Annotated in this window: 22 protein-coding genes; 11 read left to right on the top strand and 11 right to left on the bottom strand. The window is 65.4% G+C overall.

The genetic code is table 11. From position 1 onward, the window contains the following. Positions 1–119: 119 nt before the first annotated feature. On the top strand, positions 120–605 hold the full coding sequence (locus C8C94_RS14000) for a CZB domain-containing protein (protein ID WP_055395973.1): 486 nt from the start codon (positions 120–122) through the stop codon (positions 603–605). 349 nt (positions 606–954) lie between these two features. Beyond that, on the top strand, positions 955–1,707 hold the full coding sequence (locus C8C94_RS13995) for a M48 family metallopeptidase (protein ID WP_121421137.1): 753 nt from the start codon (positions 955–957) through the stop codon (positions 1,705–1,707). Positions 1,708–1,839: 132 nt separating this feature from the next. Here the strand turns inward: C8C94_RS13995 and ruvC are convergent, their stop codons facing one another. The 4 genes from ruvC to C8C94_RS13975 form a co-directional block, all read right to left on the bottom strand. Next, positions 1,840–2,388 carry a crossover junction endodeoxyribonuclease RuvC gene (ruvC, locus tag C8C94_RS13990; protein WP_055395965.1) on the bottom strand — a complete coding sequence of 183 codons (549 nt, stop codon included), beginning with the start codon at positions 2,386–2,388 and terminating at the stop codon, positions 1,840–1,842. Positions 2,389–2,470: 82 nt separating this feature from the next. After that, a complete protein-coding gene (locus C8C94_RS13985; protein ID WP_055395967.1) occupies positions 2,471–3,463 on the bottom strand; it encodes a phosphatidate cytidylyltransferase in 993 nt (330 codons plus the stop codon). Between the two features lie 2 nt (positions 3,464–3,465). Then, positions 3,466–4,239: a 1-acyl-sn-glycerol-3-phosphate acyltransferase gene (locus C8C94_RS13980; RefSeq protein ID WP_121421136.1), complete on the bottom strand. Its 774-nt coding sequence runs from the start codon at positions 4,237–4,239 to the stop codon at positions 3,466–3,468. A gap of 84 nt (positions 4,240–4,323) precedes the next feature. Then, positions 4,324–5,235, bottom strand: coding sequence for a helix-turn-helix domain-containing protein (locus tag C8C94_RS13975; RefSeq protein ID WP_233573470.1), 912 nt, complete (start codon positions 5,233–5,235; stop codon positions 4,324–4,326). 25 nt (positions 5,236–5,260) lie between these two features. On the opposite strand from C8C94_RS13975, the gene C8C94_RS13970 reads away from it, so the two are divergent. After that, positions 5,261–6,757 (top strand): cytochrome P450, encoded by a 1,497-nt coding sequence (locus C8C94_RS13970; protein WP_233573469.1) that lies wholly within the window; start codon positions 5,261–5,263, stop codon positions 6,755–6,757. Positions 6,758–6,761: 4 nt separating this feature from the next. On the opposite strand, the gene C8C94_RS13965 is transcribed toward C8C94_RS13970, so the two are convergent. From C8C94_RS13965 to C8C94_RS13945, 5 genes are all read right to left on the bottom strand, one after another. Beyond that, complete coding sequence (locus tag C8C94_RS13965) at positions 6,762–7,715, bottom strand: MBOAT family O-acyltransferase (RefSeq protein ID WP_121421135.1); 954 nt, start codon at positions 7,713–7,715, stop codon at positions 6,762–6,764. A gap of 67 nt (positions 7,716–7,782) precedes the next feature. After that, positions 7,783–8,517 (bottom strand): monofunctional biosynthetic peptidoglycan transglycosylase, encoded by a 735-nt coding sequence (gene mtgA, locus C8C94_RS13960; protein ID WP_055394917.1) that lies wholly within the window; start codon positions 8,515–8,517, stop codon positions 7,783–7,785. A gap of 29 nt (positions 8,518–8,546) precedes the next feature. Continuing rightward, a complete protein-coding gene (gene aroE / locus C8C94_RS13955) occupies positions 8,547–9,395 on the bottom strand; it encodes a shikimate dehydrogenase (protein ID WP_121421134.1) in 849 nt (282 codons plus the stop codon). 69 nt (positions 9,396–9,464) lie between these two features. Next, the gene (locus C8C94_RS13950; RefSeq protein ID WP_055394913.1) at positions 9,465–10,325 is read right to left on the bottom strand and encodes an energy transducer TonB; all 861 of its coding nucleotides are present in this window, start codon (positions 10,323–10,325) and stop codon (positions 9,465–9,467) included. A 32-nt stretch (positions 10,326–10,357) separates the two neighbouring features. After that, positions 10,358–12,433, bottom strand: coding sequence for a ribonuclease catalytic domain-containing protein (locus C8C94_RS13945; RefSeq protein ID WP_121421133.1), 2,076 nt, complete (start codon positions 12,431–12,433; stop codon positions 10,358–10,360). Positions 12,434–12,527: 94 nt separating this feature from the next. On the opposite strand from C8C94_RS13945, the gene C8C94_RS13940 reads away from it, so the two are divergent. Next, on the top strand, positions 12,528–14,105 hold the full coding sequence (locus tag C8C94_RS13940; protein ID WP_121422859.1) for a Wzy polymerase domain-containing protein: 1,578 nt from the start codon (positions 12,528–12,530) through the stop codon (positions 14,103–14,105). 41 nt (positions 14,106–14,146) lie between these two features. Here C8C94_RS13940 and C8C94_RS13935 read toward each other — a convergent pair whose 3' ends face one another. Next, positions 14,147–14,731, bottom strand: coding sequence for a YqiA/YcfP family alpha/beta fold hydrolase (locus tag C8C94_RS13935; protein WP_121421132.1), 585 nt, complete (start codon positions 14,729–14,731; stop codon positions 14,147–14,149). 110 nt (positions 14,732–14,841) lie between these two features. On the opposite strand from C8C94_RS13935, the gene C8C94_RS13930 reads away from it, so the two are divergent. The 7 genes from C8C94_RS13930 to C8C94_RS13900 all read left to right on the top strand — a co-directional run bounded on the left by C8C94_RS13930 (position 14,842) and on the right by C8C94_RS13900 (position 23,020). Beyond that, positions 14,842–17,280, top strand: coding sequence for a serine/threonine protein kinase (locus C8C94_RS13930; protein ID WP_199731266.1), 2,439 nt, complete (start codon positions 14,842–14,844; stop codon positions 17,278–17,280). A gap of 36 nt (positions 17,281–17,316) precedes the next feature. Then, on the top strand, positions 17,317–18,489 hold the full coding sequence (gene rodA / locus C8C94_RS13925) for a rod shape-determining protein RodA (protein WP_055394909.1): 1,173 nt from the start codon (positions 17,317–17,319) through the stop codon (positions 18,487–18,489). Positions 18,490–18,618: 129 nt separating this feature from the next. Further along, the gene (locus C8C94_RS13920; RefSeq protein ID WP_055394907.1) at positions 18,619–18,957 is read left to right on the top strand and encodes a YegP family protein; all 339 of its coding nucleotides are present in this window, start codon (positions 18,619–18,621) and stop codon (positions 18,955–18,957) included. 81 nt (positions 18,958–19,038) lie between these two features. After that, positions 19,039–20,523 (top strand): metalloprotease TldD, encoded by a 1,485-nt coding sequence (tldD, locus tag C8C94_RS13915; protein WP_121421130.1) that lies wholly within the window; start codon positions 19,039–19,041, stop codon positions 20,521–20,523. 120 nt (positions 20,524–20,643) lie between these two features. Beyond that, positions 20,644–21,183, top strand: a complete 540-nt coding sequence (locus C8C94_RS13910) for a hypothetical protein (RefSeq protein ID WP_121421129.1) — start codon at positions 20,644–20,646, stop codon at positions 21,181–21,183. A 298-nt stretch (positions 21,184–21,481) separates the two neighbouring features. Next, positions 21,482–22,603, top strand: a complete 1,122-nt coding sequence (locus C8C94_RS13905) for a 3-deoxy-7-phosphoheptulonate synthase (protein ID WP_121421128.1) — start codon at positions 21,482–21,484, stop codon at positions 22,601–22,603. A gap of 105 nt (positions 22,604–22,708) precedes the next feature. Beyond that, positions 22,709–23,020 carry a hypothetical protein gene (locus C8C94_RS13900; protein ID WP_055395047.1) on the top strand — a complete coding sequence of 104 codons (312 nt, stop codon included), beginning with the start codon at positions 22,709–22,711 and terminating at the stop codon, positions 23,018–23,020. A gap of 48 nt (positions 23,021–23,068) precedes the next feature. On the opposite strand, the gene mpl is transcribed toward C8C94_RS13900, so the two are convergent. Continuing rightward, entirely contained in the window at positions 23,069–24,493 is a 1,425-nt protein-coding gene (mpl, locus tag C8C94_RS13895; protein WP_121421127.1) for a UDP-N-acetylmuramate:L-alanyl-gamma-D-glutamyl-meso-diaminopimelate ligase, read from the bottom strand. Positions 24,494–24,568 lie beyond the last annotated feature (75 nt).

The following is a 24,568-nucleotide window of genomic DNA, read 5'->3' as shown; positions in this document are numbered from 1 at the left end:
TTACCAAGAGGTCATTTTTTGATAGCCAAAACCGCGCGCGCCCCACAGAATGTTTCAAGGCATTTCCGGCAGGACCATTCCTGGTGCTGGCGGACGGGGTGCCTCCACAGGGACCAAGCATGGGTTTTTTCAGTCGTTTGTTCAAGATCCGGGAGCAAGATCCCACCAGCCCGGACACCACCTGGGCCATGGAAGACAACGGCAGCGAATTGGTGCTGGACGCCGAGTACGCCTCCATGCTCATGACCGAAATCGATATCGACGCGGCCATTGCCAGCCATGAGCGCTGGCGCCTGCAGCTGCAGGACATGGTCAATGGCCGCTCGCAGGAAGTGATGCGGCCCGAACGCATCTGCCAGGACGACCGCTGCGACCTGGGCCGCTGGCTCTATGGCACGGGGCGCGTGCGGCTGGGGCATTACCCCGCGTTCGACATGCTGGTGGCCCGGCACAAATACTTTCACCAGCAGGCGGCCGATGTGGTGACTGCGTTCCAGGCGGGCGAGCAGCAAAAGGCCGTGCAACTGCTCAACAGCAGCTGCCGCCATGCGTCCAACCAGGTGCTGTTGCTGCTCAAGGAACTCAAGCGGGGCCTGGGACGCTGATACCTTGGGGCGCGGTGTACACAGGCACGGCCAGGGCCAGCTGGCGCTGTGTGAATAGTCGCTCTGTTTTTGATAGCTTAAAACGCTTGATACACAAGCGCTAAGGCCATTTTTGTCTGAATTCTGCGAAGATTTCCGGCGCCGCAACCTCGCCCAGCCCCCACCGTTTCGGCCCGCTCGCCAGCATCGGCACACAGTTCTTACATCTGAAGACACGGCCGCCAGCGAGAAACGCCGTTGGCGTGGCTATCCTTCGGCGCGCGCCAACCATTGCTTGCAGTTGGTTGCGCAAAAACACAATCGATTCAAGACCAATCAAGAAGCTGACCACGTCAGAGAGGGAACCCCCATGGACCGCCGTAAATTGTTGACGCTCGTAACCCTGGCTTCCGGCGTGAGCGCCGTATCGCCCGTGTGGGCGCAGTTTGACCTGGGCAAGATGCTGGATGCAGGCAAGGACCTGGCCAAGTCCGAGAGCCTGTCGGACGAGGAACTCAAGAGCACGTTCGACCAGATGTCCGCCGAGATGGACAGCCAGAACCAGGTGGCACCGGCAGGCAACCCCTATGCCAAGCGTTTGGCCAAACTTACCTCGGGCCTGGGCACCCACGACGGCCTCAAGATGAACTTCAAGGTCTACCTCACGCCCGAGATCAACGCCTTTGCCATGGCCAACGGCACCATCCGGGTGTATTCGGGTTTGATGGACAAGTTCACCGACGATGAAGTGCGCTATGTGATCGGCCACGAGATCGGCCACGTCAAGGCCGGCCACACCAAGGCCCGCATCCAGACCGCCCTGCGCACCAGCGCGCTGCGCAATGCCGTGGCGTCGAGCAACGGCAAGGCCGGTGCCATTGCCAGCTCGCAGCTGGGTGACCTGTTCGAGAAAGTGGTGCGCGCCCAGCATTCGCAAAGCAACGAGCGCGAGGCTGACGACTACGCCATGGGCTTCATGAAGGCCAAGCGCTACCAGCCCGCCGCTTGCGTCACTGCGCTGGAAAAACTCGCCGCCATGTCGGGCGGGGATTCGACCAGTTTTTTGTCTACCCATCCGTCACCCAAGGAGCGGGCGGAGCGGATGAAGACGCAGGTGGCCTGACCTTTCGCTGTTGCTAAAGCCTGGTGGGGCAGTGCCGCGTCTTCGGGCGCGGTATTTTTTTTGTCCGCTCACTTCGACATCCCCGCAGCCGTGGGCGCCCATCCGCGCGGCGGTGCTTTGGCTCGCCTGGGGTCAGTAACTCCGCCCACCCTTGTACATCGCGTGCTGGCGCCGGTTCAGCGTCGCGGCTTCGCCCAGCCTCCCCATGGCAGCACCCGCATGCGCATGTGTGATGGCCATGCCCAGTCCATCGGCCGCGTCGGTGCCTGGCACGCCGGGCAGGCTGAGCAGGCGCCGCACCATCTCCTGCACCTGGCTCTTGGCGGCGCGGCCGTGGCCGACCACGGCTTTTTTCATCTGCAGCGCGGTGTATTCGGCCACCGGCAAATTGCTCGCCACCAGGGCCGTGATGCAGGCGCCCCGTGCCTGGCCCAGCAGCAGGGTGGACTGGGGATTGACGTTGACGAACACGATCTCGACCGAGGCCACATCGGGTTCATAGCGGGCCGCCACTTCGGTGATGCCGTCGAACAGGATCTTCAGGCGCCCGGGCAGATCGCCCAGCGCCAGCGTGGTGGTGCGGATGGTGCCGCTGGCTACGTAGCTGAGCTTGTGGCCGTCCATGTCTACCACGCCAAATCCGGTGGTCTGCAGGCCGGGGTCGATGCCTAAGATGCGCATTTGCTCACTATTTGATAGCTGCTATCGCTTGTTGGTAAAGCGCTAGATGCCAATTTTCTTGAAAATTTCTGGGTCGGTTCATTTACAGACCGAAGTACCAGCGCACCGAATGGAAAAACACCGGCGCCGCAAAACACAGCGCGTCCACCCGGTCGAGCAGGCCACCCGCACCGGTGACCGACATGCCCTGCATGCCCCAGCTGGTGATCCCGCGGTCGCGCTTCAGGGCCTTCATCACCAGGTGCCCCAGGCTGCCCGCCACGCAGGCTAGCAGCGCCATGCCCAGCGCCTGGCCGGGCTTGAACGGGGTGATGAACGTGAGCAGCCCTCCGGCCAGCCCCCCGGCCGCCACACCGGCCAGCCAGCTCGTCCACTGAAAACTCTGGCTCACCTGCGGCGCCACGGGCTTGTGCGGAAAGCGCCGCCCCAGCAGGTGCTGCACCAGCATGCAGGTCTGCACCACAAACACCAGGAAAAACACCAGAAACGCGCCCTTGTCGCGGTAGCCCGGAAAGTCCAGCAGCAGCAGCGCGGGCACGTGGCTCATGCCATACACGCAGACCATGATGCCCCACTGCAGCTTGGCGTTGCGCTCCAGAAAACGCTGCGGGTCGTTGGCCAGCGCACTCACCACGGGCAGGGCGAGGAACACGTAGACGGGGATGAACACCGTGAACAGGTCAAAGTGCTTGCTGCCCACGATCCAGAACTGCAGCGGCAGCACCACAAAAAACGCCAGCACCAGGCTGCGGTGGTCGCCACGCCGCGTGGGCGAGAGCGTGATGAACTCGCGCAGCGCAAAAAAACCCACGATGGCAAAGAGCACGGTGGCTACCGTGTCGCCCAACACCCAGCCAATCCAGAAGACGGAAGCCATCATCCAGGATGTTTTGAGCAGCCCCCAGAAACGCTTGGCTTCGAGAATGCGGGCTTCGGACTCAGGGTCGTCGCTGGCGTGTTCGCGCAGATTGCGTACGAAGGCCCAGATGGTGACGACGGACAGGATGCCAAACATCACCAGGAACAGGGCACCGACCTGCTGGGTGGCAGTCAAATTGCGGAGGAAGTTGTTCATGTTCAGACTTCCCTGAGCGCAATGACTGCACGGCGTGCCCGGTCGAGGAACGGGCGACGCTCTTCACCTGCCTCCAGCTGCACAGGCTCTCCAAAAGTCACCGAGCACAGGATGGGCACTGGCACCACTTCGCCCTTGGGCATCACGCGCTGCACGTTGTTGATCCAGGCGGGCACCAGCACCACCTGCGGGAACATCTGCGCCAGCTTGAACAGGCCCGACTTGAACGGCTGCGGCTCGTCGCCATGGCCGCGCGTGCCTTCGGGAAAGATCACGATGGAGTCACCGCTCTCCAGCGCACGCACCAGCGGGGCCAGCGGGTCGGACTCGGGCAGGGCTGCGCGCAGCTCCTCGGGGGTGGGCGCGCGGGGCGGGGCTTCGGGCGACGGATCGGGGCCGCCCGCCATGGCGGTGTCCGCGTCGCTGGCGGCGGTGGCAAGGGCCTCCAGCACGCCCACCGGCTCCACCGCCAGGGGAGCCGGTGGCCGCGCAGGCGTGGCCTGACGGTCTACATACACGGCGTTGAATACGGCGGTGGTGATCCACTGGCGGAACGGCGTCTTGGTCCAGTAGTCCTTGGCGGCAATGGGCCGCGTGATGCTGCGCAGCTCCTCGGGCAGCGCCGCCCAGATCAGCACCATGTCGGCGTGGCTCTGGTGGTTGGCGAAATAAATGCGCTGCTCGGCCTTGGGCGGGCAGCCGTACCAGCGGGCCTGGGAACCGGTCAGAAACCGCACGATCCCCAGCAGAAGGAAACTCATCAACTTGGCAAGCATGGCGGGGATGATACGTGGCGGGTGTGCCCGGTCGGGCGTGTACTGTGGCGGGCCGCAGCCGGGCGGCTGCAGCTACCCTGGCCACTACACCCAGATGCGATATGCCCAGAACGCCTCGTCGCCGTAGATGCCGTCGTACAGCGCCTGTGGGGCATAGCCGGTGATGCGCCGCGTCACGCGGCACAGGTGCGACTGGTCCGAGAAGCCCGCGCCTGCCGCCACATCGGCCCATTTCACGGTGCCCTTCGCTGCGTCCGAAGCGATGGTGTCGAAAAACGCCTGCTCGGCCTTGCCAAAGCCGCGCAGCTCGCGCAGCGGCAGCCCGGCCCAGCGCTTGATGCGGCGCTCCAGCTGGCGCAGGCTGCGGCCTGGAGCCGATACAGCGGCGCGCTGCGCGAGGTGCATGGCCCAGTCACCGTAGCGCTGCACCTGCAGCGCCTGCGCGGGACGGCAGGCTTGCCAGCGGGGTTCCAGAAACTCCTCCAGGCAGTCCATGCGGGCGGCATCGCTCGGCTGGTGCTGCACGGCTTCGCACATCGCAATCCAGTCGGGTGGCAGCACGGTTTGCGCATCCACGAAACGGTCAGTCAGCGCCTCAGGCTCCAGGCCGGTGAGCTGGTGCAGCGCGTCGGGCATGAACATCACCATCATGGCGTGGGTGGGCGCTGCGCAATAGCTGGCGCTGGGCCGGGTCTGGGGGCCCGCCAGCACCCAGCGGCCGGGATACGCCTCGCGCGGGCTGTGCAGGCCGGGCTGGGTGTCGGGGCGGTCTGCCACCAGGGCTTCGCTGCGGCCTTCAAACCACCAGCTCAGGCTGCAAAGGGGCGTGGCCGGAAAGCGGTTGATGCGTTGCTCATCCCGCAGCGTGTGGCCCACCGTGCTGCGCACCATGGTGCCGCGCAGGCAGGCCGACAGGCTGGCGCGCGGCAGCCACAGCTGGCCCGAGGGGATCAGCCCCTGCGGATGCCGTGCGGAAGGTGGGATCAGGGTTGCCATGGGGCGCGAGTGTAGGCCAGGGGCGATGTCGAATTCGTTCAATACCTGCCCGCTGCTGCGCCGCACCATCCGCACCATGAACCACGCAACCACCACTGCCCCATCGAAGCCCGCAACACCTTCGCCCTCTGCGCAGCTTGCGCCAGCCCGGCACCCCGAGCTCGGTGGCCCGCCCAGCCGCTGGTGGGGCCTGCCCTTGTTGCAGGAGATGCGTGCCGATTACCTGGGCTTCGTCACCCGCTTGCAGCGCGACCATGGCGACCTCACCCGCATGCGCCTGGTTAATGAAGATGCCTGGGACCTCCTGTCGCCCGACCTCGTGCGCGAGGCGCTGGTTACCCACGCAGACCACCTGATCCGCTGGGAGCGCGGCATCGCCGTGTTCGAGCAGGTGTTCGGCCAGAGCGTGCTGGTGACCGAGGGCGACACCTGGCAGCGCCAGCGCCGCATGTTGATGCCTGCTTTTACCCCCAAACGCGTGGCGGGCTACGCGCAGCTCATGACCGATGCCGCCCGCAGCGCGCTCGATGCTGCCGTGCCCGCAGGCCAGTCCGAAGCGCTGGTGGCCATGGACACGCTCTGGACCGATGTGGCCATGGACGTGATCCTGCGCACGCTGTTCAGCGAATCGGCCCAGGCCGACGCGCGCGATGCCGCCTGGGCCACGCAGACGCTGTCGGAGACAGCCTTCCGCGAAATGTTCATGCCCTTCACGCTGCCCGACTGGCTGCCCCTGCCCGGCAAGGCCGCCAAGCGGCGCGCGCTCAAGGCACTCAAGGGGCTGGTGCAGCGCCACATCGGTGCGCGCAGCCGGGATGCGGCAGATTCAGCAGGCGCCCCGCCACGCACTGACCTGCTGCACATGCTGCTGGCGCTGCGCGACGAATCCACCGGCGAGCCGCTGTCGCCGCAGGAAGTGTTCGACCAGTGCATGGTCAGCTTCCAGGCCGGGCACGAGACCAGCGCCACCACGCTGCTGTGGTGGAGCCGCCTGATGGCCGAACACCCCGAGGCCGCGCAACGCGCACAGGCCGAGGTAGACAGCGTGCTCCCCCCAGGCCAGACGCCCGGCCCCGAGCACTTGGCGCAGCTACCCTTTCTGTCCGCCACGCTCAAGGAGGCGCTGCGCCTGTACCCACCCATTGCCGCGCTGATGACCCGGCGCACCACCGCACCCATCACGCTGGGCGGCGTGGAGGTGCCCCAGGGCGCCATGCTGCGCATCACGCCCTGGGTGCTGCACCGGGATGAACGCTGGTTTTCCCAGGCCGACCGCTTTGTGCCGGAGCGTTTTCTGGATGACGCCCCGGCCATCCCCAAAGGCGCATGGATACCGTTTGGGGTGGGGCCACGCGTCTGCATCGGGCAGCACTTTGCGATGCTGGAGATGACGCTGCTGGCGGCTATGTTGCTGCAGCGGTACCGGCTGCGGTTGCCGGAGGGGGTGGCGGTGTGTGTGCCGAAGCTGCAGGTGACCTTGCGGCCGCAGGAGAGGGTGATGCTGTGGTTACAGAAGCGGTAGGCGGCTACCAGCCTTGCAGCCAGTCCGGCAGACCACGGGCGTAGAAAGGAGTCACTTCGTGGATGCTTGCAAAGAAGAACACGGACGAGGCCAGGTTGAACGCGAGGGTTCCGGCTATCCACGGGATGGCAGCCCAGCCCTTCTTGGTCCTGACGCGCAGGGTCATCGCCGCAGCGATCCCGTGCATGGCGAAGAAGACCGACTGATAGCCTTGCACGCGCCCAATCGCAGCGTAGAAGATGAATTCGTGGATCAGTGCAGACAAGCCAAAGACCAGGAGCGTTGTTCGCACCGGCGTGCGAGAGCCGCCAAGGGGTTTGAAGATGTCCTCCCAAAAGAATTGCTGCATGTTGCGGTTGTACCGCCGCCAGAAGTCTGCTGGGGTGCGCGCCGCAAAAGGATGGTCCATGTATTCGCGCGCCGCCCCACCAGACAATCTCCACAGCGCGGCGGAGGCGGAAAGCCCGGAAACGATCGCCACCATCAGGGCGGTCACTTTACTTGTGTGTTCAAGAAGAAAGGGCCAGCCTTGCCAATCCACACTGAACAGAACATTCAGGAGTGCGATGCCGATAGCGCCGCCCATCGTTCCCAGCACCAGACGGGACAGGTTTGCGTTCCTGGGCACTGGGCGCTCGCGCGGTAGACACCGCCGAACCAGAACGAAAGGGTGGGCGAGAAAAGCCAAAAAATCTTTCCACACCAGTGGCGATCTCATTCGCAGCTCCAGCCAGGCGTCGATCACCTTGATGGCTATGAGGGTTGCTGACATGGCAGCGAGGAACCGTGGAAGCGGTTGGTTGGCAGGGATCAGCCACGGCGATAGGGCGATCAGCAGGCAACCGCCCAGCAGGGCGCCGGACTGCGCGTGGTTGGCCCCACCTCGCTGCGACAGCAACGGGAAGCAGGCTATCGCCAAGAGGTAAGGGACAAAAAATCCGGCGAATAGGGGCAGCATGGTGTCTTGCTTGCTTCGTTGTGTGTTGTCACTTCAATCGCAGTGACATGTGCCGTGGCGCTTGCGCTCACGGCAGCTCCGCACTACCCATCCGCCCGAGAATCGTCCGCGTCCGTCCCGCCAGATAAGCCGACCCCGGCGTCTTCTCAAACCGCTTGGGTGCAGGCAGCATCACCGCCAGCCGCGCGGCTTCCGTGGCGCTCAGGCGCGAGGCGCTTTTGCGGAAGTAGTGCTGCGCGGCCGCCTCGGCACCGAACACGCCTTCGCCCCATTCCACGCTGTTCAGATAAATCTCCAGGATGCGCTGCTTGCTCAGCAGCTGCTCCAGCAGCAGCGTGAGTACAAATTCCTGCCCCTTGCGCAGCAGCGTGCGTTCACCGGATAGCAGCAGGTTCTTGGCCAGTTGCTGCGTGATGGTGGAGCCACCCCGGATCTTGGGGGCGCGCACGGGGCGGTCGGGGGCACGGGCCTGGGCTTTGTTGGCCAGGGCCTCGGCCTTGGCGTTGCGCTCCCAGGCTTTTTCGATGGCATTCCAGTCCACGCCGTCGTGGCTCACAAAGCCATCGTCTTCCGAGGCGATCACGGCGCGCTTGAGCTGGTCGGAGATGCTGGCGTAGGGCATCCACTGCTGGCGCCAGGGGACGTTGCCTTTGGTGGTGAGCAGCGTCCAGGCCTCGGAGCGCTGAAAGCTGGTGGATTCGGGGTCGATGACCACCATGGCCGCGATACGGACCACAAAGAACAGCTGCAGCGCCACGAAGGCGAGCACCACCAGTCCCAGCCAGCGCAGCACGGCTTTCATCGCGGTGTGTCTCCTCGTGTGGGGTGTTGTTATTTGGATGAGTTGGCCTGCTGCATTTCCTGCAGCACCTGGGCCGACGGCGGGCGCACGCCGCGCCACAGCAAGAAGGCTTCGGCGGCTTGCTCGACCAGCATGCCCAGGCCGTCACGCGGAACGGCGCCGTGTTGGCGGGCCCAATCCAGAAAACCCTGCGCGGCGGGGCCATACATCATGTCGTAGGCCAGGCAGCCGGGGCGCAGCACGCTGGCGGACACCGGCACCTCGGCACCGGCCAGGCTGCTGGCCGTGGCATTGATAATCACATCAAAATTGGCCCCTAGCGCTTGTGGAGTAAGCGCAATAAGCTCTGATTTTTGCAGCAGTGCAAGCGCACTGTGCGACTGCACCAGGGCCTGCGCCTTGGCCAGCGTGCGGTTGGCCACCGTGATGTGGCGGGCTCCTGCCAGCAACAACGGGCCCAGCACGCCCGCAGCGGCGCCACCGGCGCCCACCAGCAGCACATCGCGCCCCACCAGCGACACACCCGCGTTGCGCGTGATGTCGGCCACCAGGCCCAGGCCGTCGGTGTTGTCGGCATAGATGCTGCCGTCGGCGCGGAAGGTGAGGGTGTTGGCCGCACCGGCCAGCTGCACGCGCTCGCTGCATTGGGTGGCGAGAAGTGGTGCGTCGGTTTTGAACGGCACCGTCACGTTGCAACCGCGCCCACCCTGGGCCACAAAGTCGCGCACGCCCTGGGCAAAACCATCCATGGGCACCAGGCGGCGTTCGTAGGCGATGTGCTCACCCGTCAGTTCGGCAAAGCGGGCGTGGATGGCGGGGGAGCGGCTGTGCGCCACCGGATTGCCCATCACGCAGTACAGGTCGGCGGCTTGGCTCATGGGTAAAAAATCGTGCGGTATGAAAAAAGGCGGGTTGGCAGGGCCGCCGCGGGCAGGGCCTGGTGGCGACTAGCGGACGCTGGTCTCCAGCGTCTGATCGCGCGTGAACTTGAAGCGCGCCACCATGGCGATCTGGTCGGCCTTCTTGCGCATGTCGGCGCCAAACGCGCCAAACGGGCCGGCAGCCCGGGCAATCGCCTCGGCGCGCCGGTCCAGCGTGGGGTTGCCCGAGCCTTGCACCACCTCGGTGTCGAGCACGCGGCCGTCGTGGTTGACGGTGACGATCATGGTCAGCTCGCCATACAGCTTCTTGCCGCCCTGTTCGGGGAAGTTTTCGGTGCCCTTGTCTTCCACCTTGCGGCGCAGGCCGTCGTAATAGATGGCGTAGGCCTCTTCGCGCGTGGCGGGGCTGATGTAGCGCTTCTTGGGGCGCGAGTTTTCTTCATTGATGCGCTTTTCGATCTCGGCGAGCAGCTTGACGAGCTGGCGGCGCTTTTCCTGCTCGTTGGCCTGCTCGGCGCTCTGGCTGGCCTGGCGCGGATCGGGCTCGGGCATGGTGGCCAGCTGCTTGCGCAACTGGGCCAGCAATTGCGCCTGCTGCTCCTGCATCGCGTCCATCTTGCGCTGGGCTTCTTCGTAGTCGTCGCCCACCGTGGTCAGCGCGGTGTAGGGCAGGGGGCTGGTGGCGCGGCCCTTCTCGGCATCGCCGCCGCCGGCCAGGTTGGCCTGGGCAATCGCCTGGGCCTTGTCGGGGCGCTCGTTGGACTTGGCGTTGACCAGGATGACTTCGAGCGGCGTGTCCTGGAACACGCGGTTGAAGCCCTCGGGGTCGATGAAACGCACCGAGATGAGCGCGGCATGCACGGCCACCGAGATGCCCAACGCGAGCTGCAGCGTGCTGAAGGTGCGGAGGAAGGCAGGGAGTTTCATCGCCAGCAATTATCAGGGGCTGTCAGGGGGAATCAGGCGGCTGGTGCTGCCGCAGCGGCTTCGGCGGGTGCCTCGTTCACGTCCACTGCAATGGCAATCGGTCCGGCCACGGTATCGTCGTCCTCGGCATCGTCCACCGGGCCGTCGTCGCTGGTGTCGGCCGGGTCATCTAGGCGCTCGATCACGGTGCCATGGATATCGAGGGTGATCTCGTCCACCTCGCCCAGCTTGACCTTCAGGCGCGCGCCGCGCGGCAGGTTCTGCGCGCCCAGCACGGGGAAGACCAGCGGAATATCGTCTGCACGAACGAGGAAGCTGCCGCCCGGGCCTTCCTTGAAGACGGTGGCGTTGAGCTCGGTGATGCCGTTCTGCTCTACATATTTGAGCGTCCAGAACCGTTCCATGCCCGCCTGGTAGCCGTTGTAGGCGCTGTAGGCGCCGTCAAAGCTGCTGATGATGGAGAACAGGTCGGCATCCTTGGGCTTGAAAGGCGCGGCCAGCGCAGCGGTCTTGCCGTGGCGGGCGCAGGCAATGATTTGCCACTGGTTGACCAGGTCGGTGTAGCGGCGCAGGGGCGACGTGGCCCACGAATACGCTTTGACGCCGATGCCCGCATGCGGCAGCGCCTTGGTGCCCATCCGCACCTTCACGCCGGGCGCCATGCTGGCCTGGCTGCGGTAGATGCCGGGCACTCCCAGCTCGGCCATCCAGCTGCCCCAGGTGCTGTTGGCCACGATCATGGCCTCGGCCACGATCAGGTCGAGCGGCGCGCCGCGCTGGCGCACGCTGATCTGCACTTGTTCATCGCCCGTGGGCTCGGCACCGTTGTTGCCGACCAGGCGGAAGTTGTAGTCCGGCCGGTTGAAGTTCTCGGGCTTGCCACGCACCACTTCGCGGCGGGCTTTGAGGTCCTTGGCAAGGCGGTGCAAAAATGATAGCTGGGGGCGCAGGTCAGACAAGCGCTGGGGGTCGTTTTGATGCTCGAACGCCGGGTTGGAGAGCCATTCTTCGGTCACCACGCTGTCGAGCTGGTCGTGGCGCAGGTTGGCGACCACGTGCACGCGCTCCAGCCTGGTTTCAGAGCTTTTGAATTCCAGCGTGGCTTCGTCGATGGTGACGTACAGCGACACGGCCGGGTTGGCGCGGCCTTCGTCCAGCGTGTAGGTCCGCACCACGTCATCCGGCAGCATGGTGATCTTGTAGCCCGGCATGTACACCGTGGACAGGCGCGCGCGACCGAGCTGGTCGATGGCGCTGCCCGGCTGGATGGCCAGACCCGGCGCGGCGATGTGGATGCCCAGCACCACGGTGCCCGTGCCCAGGCCCTGCAACGACAGCGCATCGTCGATTTCGGTGGTCTGCGAATCGTCGATGGAATACGCCTGCGCGGTGGACAGCGGCAGCTCGTCCGCAATGGCGGGTGCGGTGACGGCGGGAAAGCCCGTGCCCTTGGGGAAGTTCTCGAACAAGAAGCGCTTCCAGTGGAACTGGTAGGCCGAATCGATGGCGCCCGCCTTTTGCAGCAGGTCGAGCGGCGCGGTGTGCGTGGCGCGGCTGGCGTCCACCACGGCCTTGTACTCGGGCGCGTTCTTGTCGGGCTTGAACAGGATCTTGTAAAGCTGGTCGCGGATGGGCTGCGGGCATTCGCCCCGTCCCAGCGCGGCGGCCCATTCGTCGATCTGCGCGAGGATGGCCTTTTTCTTCTCGATGGCGGCCAACGCCTGCTGCAGGATCTCGGCCGATGCCTTCTTGAACCGGCCCTTACCCGCACGGCGGAAGTAGTGCGGGGCGTCGTACAGGCGGAACAGTGCACCGGCCTGCTGGGCCAGGGTGGCGTTTTCAGAGAAATAGTCCCGCGCCAGGTCGGCAAAGCCGAACTCGTCTTCGGGCGCGAACTCCCAGGCCAGGTCCAGCTCAATGGTTTCGGCCACGGCCTGGGCCTGGGCGATCAAGTCGGCAGGCGAGGGTTTCTCGAATTTCAGGAGGATGTTGGCGGCCTTGACCTTGACCCGCTTGCCCGAGTCGAGCTCAACCTGGGCGGATGTATCGGCTTCGGACAGGATACGACCGGCCATGAACTTGCCGGCTTCTTCAAACAATGCGTGCATGGGCGGCATTGTCCCATGGGTGCCGAGCCGGTCCGACGGCCCCGGGCCTGCCCCTATGATCCAGGGCTTTGCACGATGGCCCGGTTCTTTCGACATGTTTTTTGATGCCATTGCCGTTCCGCTGGCCATGCTCGCAGTGGCTTTGCCGTTTCTGTTTGCCGTCACTGACTCCCCAATCGCCAACTTCTGGCCGCTGATCGCGTCCTGGGTGTGTGGGGCGGTGCTTTTGCTGCTGGCAGCCGGGTGGGCACGTGTCGGGGTCGCGCAGCGCAGGGGGCCTGCGGGCTGGGGTTGGCTGCTGGCGGGTGGGCTGGGGCTGGCCGCGCTGGTGGCCAGCGTCATCGGGCTGGTGCAGTACCTTGCTGGCGATGTCGGCCTGGGGCCCTGGATTCACGCTTCGGTGCCGGGCCAGGCGGTGGGCAACCTGCGCCAGCGCAACCAGCAGGCCACCCTGCTCAGCCTGGGCGCGTGGGCCTGGCTGTGGTGGACGCTGCATGCCCGGCCACAAGGCAACGCGGACTTGGCCGGGGCGGCCAGCCCAGGCCGCGCACCTTCCTCCGGCGTGTGGGGCGTGCTGACCGCCGTGGCGCTGATGTGGATCGCCGTGGGCGGGGCCGCCACAGCGTCGCGGACCGTGGTGGTGCAGTGGCTGCTTGTCCTGGTGCTTCTGGCCATGTGGCGTGGCGCGGGCCGTGGGGAGGCGCTGCGCCTGGGTATCGCAGGGTTTGCGGTTTTTCTGGTGGCCGCCTGGGTGCTGCCCGAGGCGCTCTGGAAGTTCCAGGGCGTGCGCGCAGATGCCTTGTTCCACCGTTTTACGGACGGGTCGCACACCTGCACCAGTCGGCGGGTGCTGTGGTCCAACGTGCTCACCCTGATTGCGCAGAAACCGTGGCTGGGCTGGGGCTGGGGCGAACTGGACTACGCACACTACATCACGCTGTTCCCGGGCGAGCGCTTTTGTGTGCTGCTGGACAACGCGCACAACCTGCCCCTGCACCTGGCCGTAGAGCTGGGCCTGCCCGCTGCCGTGGCGTTGTGCGGGGTCGTCGTGGCAGGGTGCCTGTGGGCCCGGCCTTGGCGCGAAACCGAACCCGTGCGCCAGCTGGCCTGGGGGGTGCTGGCGATCATCGGACTGCACAGCATGCTGGAATACCCGCTGTGGTACGGGCCGTTCCAGGTGGTGGCCTTGCTCTCGGTGGCGATCCTGGTCTGGCCCTGGCGCGACGAAGCATCGGATGGGCGCGCGTGGCCTGCGGGGGCTGCAGCGCTGGTGGCCGCCCTGGCGATCCTGGGTGCCTGCGGCCTTGCCGCCTGGGACTACCACCGCGTGAGCCAGCTTTACAAGCCGGGGGCGCAGCGGGCTGCCGCGTACCGTGAGGACACGCAGGCCAAGGTGTCCCATTCGCTGCTGTTTTCGGGCCCGCTGGACTTTGCGCGCCTGACCACCACGGGGCTGACCCGCGACAACGCAGCGCGCATGAACGCCCTGGCCCAGGAACTGCTGCATTACTCCCCCGAGCCCCGCGTCATTGAAGTGCTGGTTGAAAGCGCCGTGATGCTGGGCAAGGACGACGAAGCGGCTTTCCACATGAAGCGCTACCGTGCAGCCTACCCGGACGACTATGCCCGCTGGATGGGGGCGGGTGGCACCCGGGCATCCCAGGCACGTTGAAGAGGTTCTGATGCGCTGGTGCCCCCGGCGCCCGGGTGATGTCAGGCCAGAGCCAGGAACTCCGTCACCTGCGGCAGGTAGTCGCTGAAACTGGCGAGGGCGTGTTCTCCCCCCTCCTGCACCACCAACCGTGCCTGCGGGTAGCGCGCCACCATTTCACGCCAGTCCAGCACCTCATCGCCCTTGGCAATGATGGCCATCTCGGGCGCTGCGGGCGGCTGGCCTGCGGTGTCCAGCGCGCGCAGCTCGTCAATGTATTCAGGCTGGAAGTAAAACCGCTCCGCTGGGTCGTGCCAGGTGGTCTGCTCGCCGATGGACCGCGCAAGGTCGCGCGCCGGGTGCACGGCCGGATTGAGCATCACGCTGGGGCAGCCCTTGTGCTGCGCCACCCAGCTGGCGTAAAAGCCACCGAGCGAGGAGCCGATCACCGCCATTGCTGCTCCGGGCCACAGGGCAATGCCCTGCGCGACCAGTTCCATCGCCGCTTTGGGGGAGGGCGGCAGCTGGGGGCACCAGAAGGTGACACCCGGGTGGTGCTGCGCCACATGCGCGGCCATCTGCCGCGCCTTGGCAGACTGGGGCGAAGAGCGAAAGCCGTGAAGGTACAGAAGGTGGGTGGTGGTCATGGAGGGGGAAAACGACAGGGCAGGGGAATCACTGCTGCGAAAGGGGTGGCCGAGACATAAGATGCATGGCATGGGCACCACGCGGTGGGCCCGCTGCCTTGATCCCCACCATGACTGATTTTGCCCCGCTTTCCACCGCCAAACGCTGGGCTTTGGGATCCACCGACAAGCGTCCCACGTCGCTGGGCCGCTTTGAACTGAAAAAGCTGCTGGGCCGGGGCGCCCAGGCCACCGTGTGGCTGGCGCTGGACCCGCGCCTGCAGCGCGAGGTGGCCATCAAGCTCATGCGCCCCGTGGAGGACCAGGACCCGTCGGTGCTGGAGCACTGGCTGCGCGAAGCCCGGCATGTGGGGCGCCTGGCGCACCCCTTCATCGTTCCGGTGTTTGAGGCCGATGTGCAGGGCCGCCAGCCCTACATCGTGTTCGAGTACGTTCCAGGCAAGACGCTGGCCGAGCATCTGGCGCAGCAGGGGCGCTGCACGCCGCACGACGCAGTGGCGCTGATGGTGGATGTGCTGGATGGCCTGCAGGCCGCACACCAGGCCGGCATCGTGCACCGCGACCTCAAGCCTTCCAACATCATGATCGACACCCAGCGCCACGCGCGGGTGATGGACTTTGGCATGGCGGCGCCGGTGCAGGCTGTGCCGGATTCGCAGCTGGCCAGTGGTACCCCGGCGTACCTCGCGCCCGAGGCGGCGGCCGGGGCGGCCCCTGCACCGGCCATGGATGTGTATTCGGCCGCCCTGGTGCTGGTGGAGCTTCTCACGGGCCGGCCACTGATCCACCAGAAGGACGCCTGGCAGGCGCTGTACCGCGTTGCCAACGAAACCCTGGTGCTGCCGGAAGACCTGGGGCCGGGCGTGGACGACGCCCTGCGGGCCATTTTGCAACGTGCGATGGCGCGCGAGCCGGGCCAGCGCTATCCGTCGGCGGCGGAGTTTCGCGATGCCTTGCGTGCCTGGGCAGCTCCGGCCAGCGCGCCCACGGCCGCCAGCAATGCCACGCTCGACTTCCTGCTGCGGCGCATGCGCCACAAGAGCGACTTTCCGGCGCTGTCGGACTCGGTGGCGCGCATCCAGCGCGTGGCCAACTCCGAGGACGACAGCATCAGCGATCTCACACACGAGATCCTCAAGGATGTGGCGCTCACCAACAAGTTGCTGCGCCTGGTCAACAGCGTGCATTTCGCGCATGCGGGCCGGGGCACCATCAGTACCGTGTCGCGGGCCGTGAGCCTGGTGGGCTTCAACGCCGTGCGCAACATGGCACTCAGCCTGGTGCTGCTGGACCACATGCAGGACAAGGCCCATGCAAGCCAGATGCGCGAGGAGTTTTTGCGCGCCATGATGGCTGGCTCGGTGGCGGCGGAGCTGTGCGAGCCCGGCCAGGCGGCTGAAGAGGCCTTCATTGGCGCGATGTTCCAGAACCTGGGCCGCATGTTGTGCGAGTTCTACTTTCCGGAAGAGGCGCGCCAGGTGCGCGCCCTGATGGAGACTGGCCGCGTGGAGGGGGGCGAAGAGTCGGCCGCGCTGCAGGTGCTGGGCCTGGGCTTCGAGGACCTGGGGGTGGGCGTGGCCCGCGTCTGGGGGCTGCCCGAGAGCCTGCAGCGCTGCATGCGCAAGCCCCTGGGCTCGCCCACGCAACGCGCGCCGGAGCAGGGGGTGGAGCGCCTGCGCTGGGTGGCGATGGCTGCCAATGAGGTGGCCAGCACCCTGCTGGCGAGCGATGCCGGGTCGCTGGAAGCCCGCCTGGGCCAGATCGGCACCCGCTATTCCCGCACCCTGGCGCTGTCTGCCGCAGTGATTTCGGAGGGCACTTTGCGCGCCCGCCACAAGCTGGTGGCGCTGGCCGAGGCGCTGGACCTGCGCGTAGCCCCCGGCACGCCTGCGGCGCGGCTGCTGCAGCTGCCCCCTGCGGCCGGTGCCGGGCCCGCGCAGGATGACGCCCTGGGCTCGCACGAGCTGCGGGCCAGCGAAACCCAGCCCCTGCCAGCGGTGCTGGAGTCGCAGGCCAGCGGCGCCGTGTCGGTCGCGCAGGTCAACGAAGTGCTGGCAGCGGGCATCCAGGACATCACCAATGCCATGGTCGAAAGTTTTCAGCTCAACGACGTGTTGCGCATGATCCTGGAGACCATGTTCCGCGCGCTGGGGTTTCGGCGCATGGTGTTTTGCCTGCGTGAGGCACGCACCGATTTGCTGACCGGCCGCTTTGGCCTGGGCGAGGGCAGCGATGCCGCCGTGCGCGCCATGAAAGTCCCGCTCAAGGCGCCGGGCGACCTGTTTGCAGCCGTCTGCCTGCGCGGTGCCGATACGCTCATCAACGACGCGACGGAGCCCAAGATGCAGGCCCGCCTGCCCGAGTGGTACCGCGCGGGGCTCAATGCCCCCTCGTTCCTGCTGCTTCCGCTGCAGATCAAGGGGCAGACGTTTGCGCTTATCTATGCCGACCAGTCCACGGCAGGGGGCATCGTGGTGGACGACAAGGCCCTGGGCCTGCTGCGCACCCTGCGCAACCAGGCGGTGATGGCCTTCCGCCAGGCGGGGTGACGGTGGCGCGGCCCCAAGGGCCGCGATAATCCCGCGATGGCCGTTGTTTTTGAAAAGCCCTCGCTCGCCCAGCGTTTTCTTCCCCTGTTTCGCGGGTTTGACCTGCCGCTCATGCTGGTGGTGGCGTTGCTCGCCTGCGCCGGGCTGGTGGCCATGTATTCATCGGGCTACGACCACGGCACACGGTTTTCGGACCATGGGCGCAACATGCTCATTGCGGGTGCCATTTTGTTCATGGTGGCCCAGGTGCCGCCCCAGAAAATCATGCTGTTCGCTGTGCCGCTGTATGCGGCCGGCGTGGCGCTGCTCTTGGCGGTGGCGCTGTTTGGCATCACCAAAAAAGGGGCGACGCGCTGGATCAATGTGGGCATCGTCATCCAGCCCAGCGAGATCCTGAAAATTGCCATGCCCCTGATGCTGGCCTGGTGGTTCCAGAAACGCGAGGGCACCTTGCGCCCGCTCGACTTTGCGGCGGCAGGGCTGCTGCTGGCCGTTCCGGTGGGGCTGATCATGAAGCAGCCCGATCTGGGTACTTCGCTACTGGTTCTGGCAGCTGGCCTGTCCGTGATCTTCTTTGCCGGGCTCTCCTGGAAACTGGTGCTGCCGCCGGTGGTGCTGGGGGGCGTGGGCATCCTGGCCCTGGTGTTGCTGGGGGACCAGTTGTGCGCGGACGGCGTGCGCTGGTCGGTGCTGCACGACTACCAGCAGCAGCGCATCTGCACCCTGCTCGACCCCACACGCGACCCGTTGGGCAAGGGGTTCCACATCATCCAGGGCATGATCGCCATCGGCTCGGGGGGCATGTGGGGCAAGGGTTTCATGGCGGGTACGCAGACGCATCTGGAGTTCATCCCCGAGCGCACCACCGACTTCATCTTTGCCGCGTTTTCCGAGGAGTTCGGGCTGGCAGGCAACCTGTTTCTGCTGGTCTGCTTTTTGATGCTGGTCTGGCGCGGCCTGGCCATCGCCGCAGGGGCCACCAGCCTGTTCGGACGCCTGATGGCCGGGGCGGTCTCGATGATCTTTTTCACCTATGCCTTTGTGAACATGGGTATGGTCAGCGGCATCCTGCCCGTGGTGGGCGTGCCGCTGCCTTTCATCAGCTATGGCGGCACCGCCATGGTCACCCTGGGCCTGGCGCTGGGCATCCTGATGTCGGTGGCCCGGGCCCAGAAGCAGGACCCCAAGGACGCTCGGCCTGCTCTATAGCCATTGGCTTCGCTGGGAGATCAGGAACACCTTCCAGGGTCTTTACCCAGGCGTTGCGTGCATAGCGGCAAGAGGGTACAAACCGGCAGGCCAACTGTGCCTTGGCCCATGCAACCGGAGGGATTCCCTATGGCGGCGAAGTTCGAGCTGAAGAAGTCGAAGAACGATAAATTTGTCTTCAACCTGTTGGCCTCCAATGGCCAGATCATCCTCACCAGCGAGATGTACGAATCACGGGCCAGTGCACTGAACGGCATCGAATCCGTGCGCAAGAACGCTCCCGATGATGGCCGCTTCGGTCGCCTGAGCGCCAAGGATGGATCGCCCTATTTCACGCTCAAGGCGGGTAATGGCCAGGTGATCGGCCAAAGCCAGATGTATTCCGGTGCCAAGGCGCGCGATGCCGGTATCGAGTCGGTGCAGACCCATGCACCCCAGGCCGCGCTGGACGACCAGACGACGGCCTGACGCTTTGCGTGGGCGCTTTGAGGCATAGGGGCATGTGCCCCCTTGTCCGGCAGGGTGGGGCTGCGCGCCTAAAATGCCCCGATGACTTTCCGCTCCACCACTGCCGCGCCCCAGCGTGCGGCCACCAGCCAGCGCATCGATGTCGCTCGCGAATTGTTGCTGACCCCTTTCGGGCTTGACGAAAGCCATCTGGCACGGGCACTGGCCGAGATCCGCACCCACAAGGTGGACGATGCCGACCTGTACTTCCAGTACACCCGCAGCGAGGGCTGGAGCCTCGAAGAGGGCATCGTCAAGACTGGTTCCTTCAGCATCGACCAGGGTGTGGGTGTGCGCGCGGTGAGCGGCGAGAAGACGGCGTTTGCCTATTCGGACGACATCTCCGAGGCGTCCTTGTTGGACGCAGCCCGAACTGTAAGGTCTATTTCGGCCGCAGCGCAGGCGGGTAAAGCGCGAGTAGCTCCTAAAAAAGTAGCGGCAGGCCGCAGCCTGTACCCCGGCGTGGACCCCATTGCCTCGCTCGACAGCACCGCCAAGGTGGCCTTGCTGGAAAAGCTGGAGCAGCGCGCCCGCGCCAAGGACCCGCGCGTGGCGCAGGTCATGGCCGGGCTGGCGAGCGAATACGACGTGGTGCTGGTGGCCCGTGCCGACGGCACCCTGGCGGCCGATGTGCGCCCGCTGGTGCGCCTGTCGGTCACGGTGATTGCCGAGCAGAATGGCCGCCGCGAAATGGGTTCGGCGGGCGGCGGTGGTCGTTTCGGCCTGGCCTATTTTGATGACGAGCAGATGGGCAAGTACGTGGACGAGGCCGTGAATGCGGCCCTGGTCAACCTCGAATCGCGCCCCGCCCCTGCGGGCGAGATGACGGTGGTGCTGGGGTCGGGCTGGCCCGGCATCCTGCTGCACGAAGCCATTGGCCACGGGCTGGAAGGCGACTTCAACCGCAAGGGCTCGAGCGCATTCAGTGGCCGCATCGGCCAGCGCGTGGCGGCCAAGGGCGTGACGGTGCTGGACGACGGCACCATCGCCGACCGCCGTGGATCGCTCAACGTGGACGACGAGGGCCACGCCAGCCAGCGCAATGTGCTGATCGAGGACGGCATCTTGAAGGGCTACATCCAGGATTCGCTCAACGCGCGCCTGATGGGTGTGGCACCCACCGGCAACGGTCGGCGTGAGAGCTATGCCCACATTCCCATGCCGCGCATGACCAACACGTACATGCTGGGCGGCGACAAGGACCCGCAGGAAATCATCGCCAGCATCAAGAAGGGCCTGTACGCCAGCAACTTCGGCGGCGGACAGGTGGACATTACCTCGGGAAAATTCGTGTTCTCGGCCAGCGAAGCCTACTGGGTGGAAAACGGCAAGATCCAATACCCCGTGAAAGGCGCGACCATCATCGGCAGCGGCCCCGAGTCGCTCAAGAAGGTCACCATGATCGGCAACGACATGCGCCTTGACAGCGGCGTAGGCACCTGCGGCAAGGAAGGCCAGAGCGTACCCGTGGGCGTGGGCCAGCCTACGCTGCGTATCGAGGGGTTGACAGTGGGTGGCACGGCCTGACGATCGGCGACAGCGTTCCTGCTTCGGCTCGACACGCTGACTGTTGCTCGCTTCCACCATCTTTGGCCTTGTGCGGTGCACAAAGCGCATGGTGCATGCCCTGGCAGCGCAAAATGGCGCATGCCCGCGACGCGCCCCAGTCAGCTACTGACCCTTCAGTCATTTGGCGACATCAGCCGCTTTCTGCGTGAAGGCGTGGCCGATGAGGAATCTCGCCAACTGCGCGATAGCTTGAGCGCGCTCTCAACGCAGATCGACGAGGCGGTGCGGATCCGCCGCACCAGCACCGATACCACAGCCATCACCCGGCGTGTGTTGACTTTGTCGCATTGCGCCCGCGAGCACCAGCTGTTCCTGACGGGCCTGGGATCGGCCTGGCACGCGTTGTACGAGTTCGGGGCCTATGAGCGTGCGCTGAGGGAGTTGCGCAATGCGATCGCGGACTGGCAGCAGATGCTGGAGCGGCGCAGCCCGAAGGAAAGTGCGAGCTTCGACCAATTCGAGCTTCTGGCCTGGCGCACGCTGGGCGAGGCGTTGCTGCTCATCGACATGTATGAGCACCAGAGTGATCCACCCAGTGACCTGCAGGATCGCGCGCCTCCGCGCAAGCTGTCAGTGCTGCAACGTGCGAGCGCCTGGTTTCGTCGCTGGCGGCGTTGAATCAGGGTGTTGGAAGTGGGCCTGGCAGGCATCCGGATTGCCAGCTCTGTCGCGCAATCGCAACAATCTGGGGGTGCTGCACTGCCGCACTCCTGTGCTACATTGGCTGCCATGCAAGTTCGCAGCGCGTTTTATTTTTGGTTTTTTATCTCGGTCCCCGGCGGATGAGAGGAAAACGCGCAAGCAAACACAACCTTCCCATACCAACCGCCGACGCTGCAAAGCCCGGCGGTTTTTGTTTTTCTGCCCTCCCGTTTTTTCATCCCTCCCACTACTTTTACTCCACGAGGAAGCAACCATGACGGCCACCACCACCCCGACCAGCGATGCCTGGTACCGCAGCGTCGAGAAAACCAGCCAGACCGACGACGAACGTATCAAGGACATTACCGTGTTGCCTCCTCCCGAGCATCTGATCCGCTTTTTCCCGATCCGTGGAACGCCGGTCGAGACGCTGATCACCCAGACCCGCAAGAACATCCACAACATCATGGCCGGCAAGGATGATCGCCTGCTGGTGGTGATCGGCCCATGCTCCATCCACGATCCGGCCGCTGCTGTTGATTACGCGCGCCGCCTCATGGCTGCGCGCACGCAGTACGCCGACACCCTGGAAATCGTGATGCGGGTGTACTTTGAGAAGCCACGCACCACGGTGGGCTGGAAGGGCCTCATCAACGACCCGTACCTCGACGAAAGCTACCGCATCGACGAAGGCCTGCGCATTGCGCGCCAGCTGCTGATCGAAATTAACCGCCTGGGCATGCCCGCCGGCAGCGAGTTCCTGGATGTGATTTCGCCCCAGTACATCGGCGATCTCATCAGCTGGGGCGCCATCGGCGCCCGCACCACAGAAAGCCAAGTGCACCGCGAGCTGGCCTCCGGCATCTCGGCACCCATCGGCTTCAAGAACGGCACCGACGGCAACATCCGCATTGCCACCGATGCCATCCAGTCGGCCAGCCGGGGCCACCACTTCCTCTCGGTGCATAAAAACGGCCAGGTGGCCATCGTCAACACCAAGGGCAACAAGGATTGCCACGTGATCCTGCGCGGCGGCAAGACGCCCAACTACGACGCTGCCAGCGTGGCCGCCGCCTGCAAGGACCTCGAAGCCGCCAAGCTGCCCGCCACCCTGATGGTGGACTGCAGCCATGCCAACAGCAGCAAGCAACATGAAAAGCAGCTCGACGTGGCGCGCGACATCGCCGCTCAGCTCGCCGGTGGCTCGCGCAGTGTGTTCGGCCTCATGATCGAGAGCCACCTCACCGCCGGTGCCCAGAAGTTCTCACCGGGCAAGGACCAGCCCGGCGCGCTGGAGTATGGCAAGAGCATCACGGACGCCTGCTTGGGCTGGGACGATTCGTTGACGGCGCTGGCTGAGCTGTCTGACGCCGTGAAGGCGCGCCGCGCGCGGTGATCTGCGCCGCCGGCCGAAGGCCCTAAACTGGAAACCCGTGGCGGGCCGTGCAAGGGAGCACGGCAGTCGCTGCCACGGTTTCAGTAGATAGAAAGGCAAACCATCATGCACAGCGAAGTGTCGGTCCGTCTGGCCGGAAACCAGGAATTCCGTTTTGATCTGGAGGGCGCCGAGCCCATGGGCCACGAGGCTGGCAGGCGCTGGCTGGATGATCAGTTCACCGCGCTCGATTGCGAGCCCCTGCGCGCCAGCGGCAAGGTGCTGCTGGCGGACAAGGTGCTCACCGTGGCCCGCGCTGCGGGGGCTTCGTTGCTGGCCGACCCGGCATGGTCCCGTGACTTTGCGCGCGCTGCCAGCGCGGCACTCGCCAAGCCCGTGGTGCGCGTGGACGTCCCGGGCATGGCGGTATCGTTCTGATTTTTGAAGAAAATTAGGCCCTGGCGCTTGCCTGGTAAGTGTTAGCAGCTATTTATTTTGTAGCGATTCCAGCAGTTTGGCGTGGATGCCGCCAAATCCCCCGTTGCTCATGCATACGATGTGATCCCCCGGGCGGGCTGCCGCTGTGACCTGTTGTACCAGGGTGTTGATGTCGGCAGCGGTTTGCGCCCGCAGGCCTGGGCCCACGCCCAGGGGGGCGAGGGCCTGCGCTGCGTCCCAGTCCAGCCCGGCCGTGTGGCAGAACGCGAGGTCGGCAGGCTCCAGCGCCCACGGCAGTTGGGCCTTCATGGCGCCCAGTTTCATGGTGTTGCTGCGGGGCTCGAACACCGCCAGGATGCGCGCACCCTGGCCCAGGCTGCGGCGCAGGCCGTCCAGCGTGGTTCTCAGGGCGGTGGGGTGGTGGGCAAAGTCGTCATACACCGCAACGCCCTTTACGGTGCCGCGCAGTTCCATGCGCCGCTTTACGTTCTGAAAGGTGGCCAGTGCCGTAGCGGCCTGCTCGGGGCTCACGCCCACATGGTGGGCGGCGGCAATGGCCGCCAGTGCGTTGAGCTGGTTGTGCACGCCGGTCAGCGTCCATTCCACCCGGGCGGCCTTGCGCCCCTGGTACAGCACGTCGAACGCCTGGGGATCGCCTTCGGCGGAAAAGTCGCTGACGGCTTCACCAAAGCTGGACACTTCGCTCCAGCAGCCCGTGTGCAGTACGCGGGTGAGGCTTTCTTCGAGACCGTTGACCACCACGCGGCCCGACGGCGGCACCGTGCGCACGAGGTGGTGAAACTGCCGCTCGATGGCGGCCAGGTTGTCAAAGATGTCTGCGTGGTCGAACTCCAGATTGTTCAGCACGGCAGTGCGGGGGCGGTAGTGCACAAACTTGCTGCGCTTGTCGAAGAAGGCGGTGTCGTATTCGTCAGCCTCGATCACGAACAGCGGCGCATCCCCCAGCGGCGCACTTCCGGGTGATGGTCGCCGGGGCGCCCCCAGGCGGGCGGACACGCCGAAATTCAGCGGTACTCCGCCAATCAGAAAACCCGGCTGCTGACCGGCACTTTCCAGAATCCAGGCCAGCATTGAGGTGGTGGTCGTCTTGCCATGGGTGCCAGCAACCGCCAGCACATGGCGGCCTTGTAGTACATGCTCGGCCAGCCACTGCGGGCCGCTGGTGTAGGGCAGGCCTGCGTCCAGGATGGCTTCCATCAACGGAAATTTGGGCGAACCGTCCGGCAGGCGGACGCGGCTGACCACGTTGCCGATGACAAACATGTCGGGCTGCAGGGCCAGTTGGTCGGCGCCAAAACCTTCGATCAGATCGATGCCCAGGGCCCGCAATTGGTCGCTCATCGGCGGGTAAACGCCAGCGTCGCAACCCGTCACCTTGTGGCCTGCCTCGCGCGCGAGCGCGGCCAGGCCGCCCATGAACGTGCCGCAGATGCCCAGTATGTGTATATGCATGGGCGCAGATTCTAAGGTTCAATAAAAAACAGGCTCTCTTCCGTTTCGGGTGGAACACTACAGTTCAAATAAATC

Source organism: Acidovorax sp. 94 (assembly GCF_003634645.1).
In the GTDB taxonomy this organism is placed as follows: domain Bacteria; phylum Pseudomonadota; class Gammaproteobacteria; order Burkholderiales; family Burkholderiaceae_C; genus Acidovorax; species Acidovorax facilis.
The sequence above is the reverse complement of the archived record's forward strand: the minus strand, read 5'-3'. Positions and strand labels throughout refer to the sequence as shown.

Bases quoted from the DNA above. Each gene is read 5' to 3' on its own strand.
- C8C94_RS14000 (WP_055395973.1), top strand. From the start codon at position 120: ATGGGTTTTTTCAGTCGTTTGTTCAAGATCCGGGAGCAAGATCCCACC.
- C8C94_RS13995 (WP_121421137.1), top strand. From the start codon at position 955: ATGGACCGCCGTAAATTGTTGACGCTCGTAACCCTGGCTTCCGGCGTG.
- ruvC (WP_055395965.1), bottom strand. From the start codon at position 2,388: ATGCGCATCTTAGGCATCGACCCCGGCCTGCAGACCACCGGATTTGGC.
- C8C94_RS13985 (WP_055395967.1), bottom strand. From the start codon at position 3,463: ATGAACAACTTCCTCCGCAATTTGACTGCCACCCAGCAGGTCGGTGCC.
- C8C94_RS13980 (WP_121421136.1), bottom strand. From the start codon at position 4,239: ATGCTTGCCAAGTTGATGAGTTTCCTTCTGCTGGGGATCGTGCGGTTT.
- C8C94_RS13975 (WP_233573470.1), bottom strand. From the start codon at position 5,235: ATGGCAACCCTGATCCCACCTTCCGCACGGCATCCGCAGGGGCTGATC.
- C8C94_RS13970 (WP_233573469.1), top strand. From the start codon at position 5,261: ATGTCGAATTCGTTCAATACCTGCCCGCTGCTGCGCCGCACCATCCGC.
- C8C94_RS13965 (WP_121421135.1), bottom strand. From the start codon at position 7,715: ATGCTGCCCCTATTCGCCGGATTTTTTGTCCCTTACCTCTTGGCGATA.
- mtgA (WP_055394917.1), bottom strand. From the start codon at position 8,517: ATGAAAGCCGTGCTGCGCTGGCTGGGACTGGTGGTGCTCGCCTTCGTG.
- aroE (WP_121421134.1), bottom strand. From the start codon at position 9,395: ATGAGCCAAGCCGCCGACCTGTACTGCGTGATGGGCAATCCGGTGGCG.
- C8C94_RS13950 (WP_055394913.1), bottom strand. From the start codon at position 10,325: ATGAAACTCCCTGCCTTCCTCCGCACCTTCAGCACGCTGCAGCTCGCG.
- C8C94_RS13945 (WP_121421133.1), bottom strand. From the start codon at position 12,433: ATGCACGCATTGTTTGAAGAAGCCGGCAAGTTCATGGCCGGTCGTATC.
- C8C94_RS13940 (WP_121422859.1), top strand. From the start codon at position 12,528: ATGTTTTTTGATGCCATTGCCGTTCCGCTGGCCATGCTCGCAGTGGCT.
- C8C94_RS13935 (WP_121421132.1), bottom strand. From the start codon at position 14,731: ATGACCACCACCCACCTTCTGTACCTTCACGGCTTTCGCTCTTCGCCC.
- C8C94_RS13930 (WP_199731266.1), top strand. From the start codon at position 14,842: ATGACTGATTTTGCCCCGCTTTCCACCGCCAAACGCTGGGCTTTGGGA.
- rodA (WP_055394909.1), top strand. From the start codon at position 17,317: ATGGCCGTTGTTTTTGAAAAGCCCTCGCTCGCCCAGCGTTTTCTTCCC.
- C8C94_RS13920 (WP_055394907.1), top strand. From the start codon at position 18,619: ATGGCGGCGAAGTTCGAGCTGAAGAAGTCGAAGAACGATAAATTTGTC.
- tldD (WP_121421130.1), top strand. From the start codon at position 19,039: ATGACTTTCCGCTCCACCACTGCCGCGCCCCAGCGTGCGGCCACCAGC.
- C8C94_RS13910 (WP_121421129.1), top strand. From the start codon at position 20,644: ATGCCCGCGACGCGCCCCAGTCAGCTACTGACCCTTCAGTCATTTGGC.
- C8C94_RS13905 (WP_121421128.1), top strand. From the start codon at position 21,482: ATGACGGCCACCACCACCCCGACCAGCGATGCCTGGTACCGCAGCGTC.
- C8C94_RS13900 (WP_055395047.1), top strand. From the start codon at position 22,709: ATGCACAGCGAAGTGTCGGTCCGTCTGGCCGGAAACCAGGAATTCCGT.
- mpl (WP_121421127.1), bottom strand. From the start codon at position 24,493: ATGCATATACACATACTGGGCATCTGCGGCACGTTCATGGGCGGCCTG.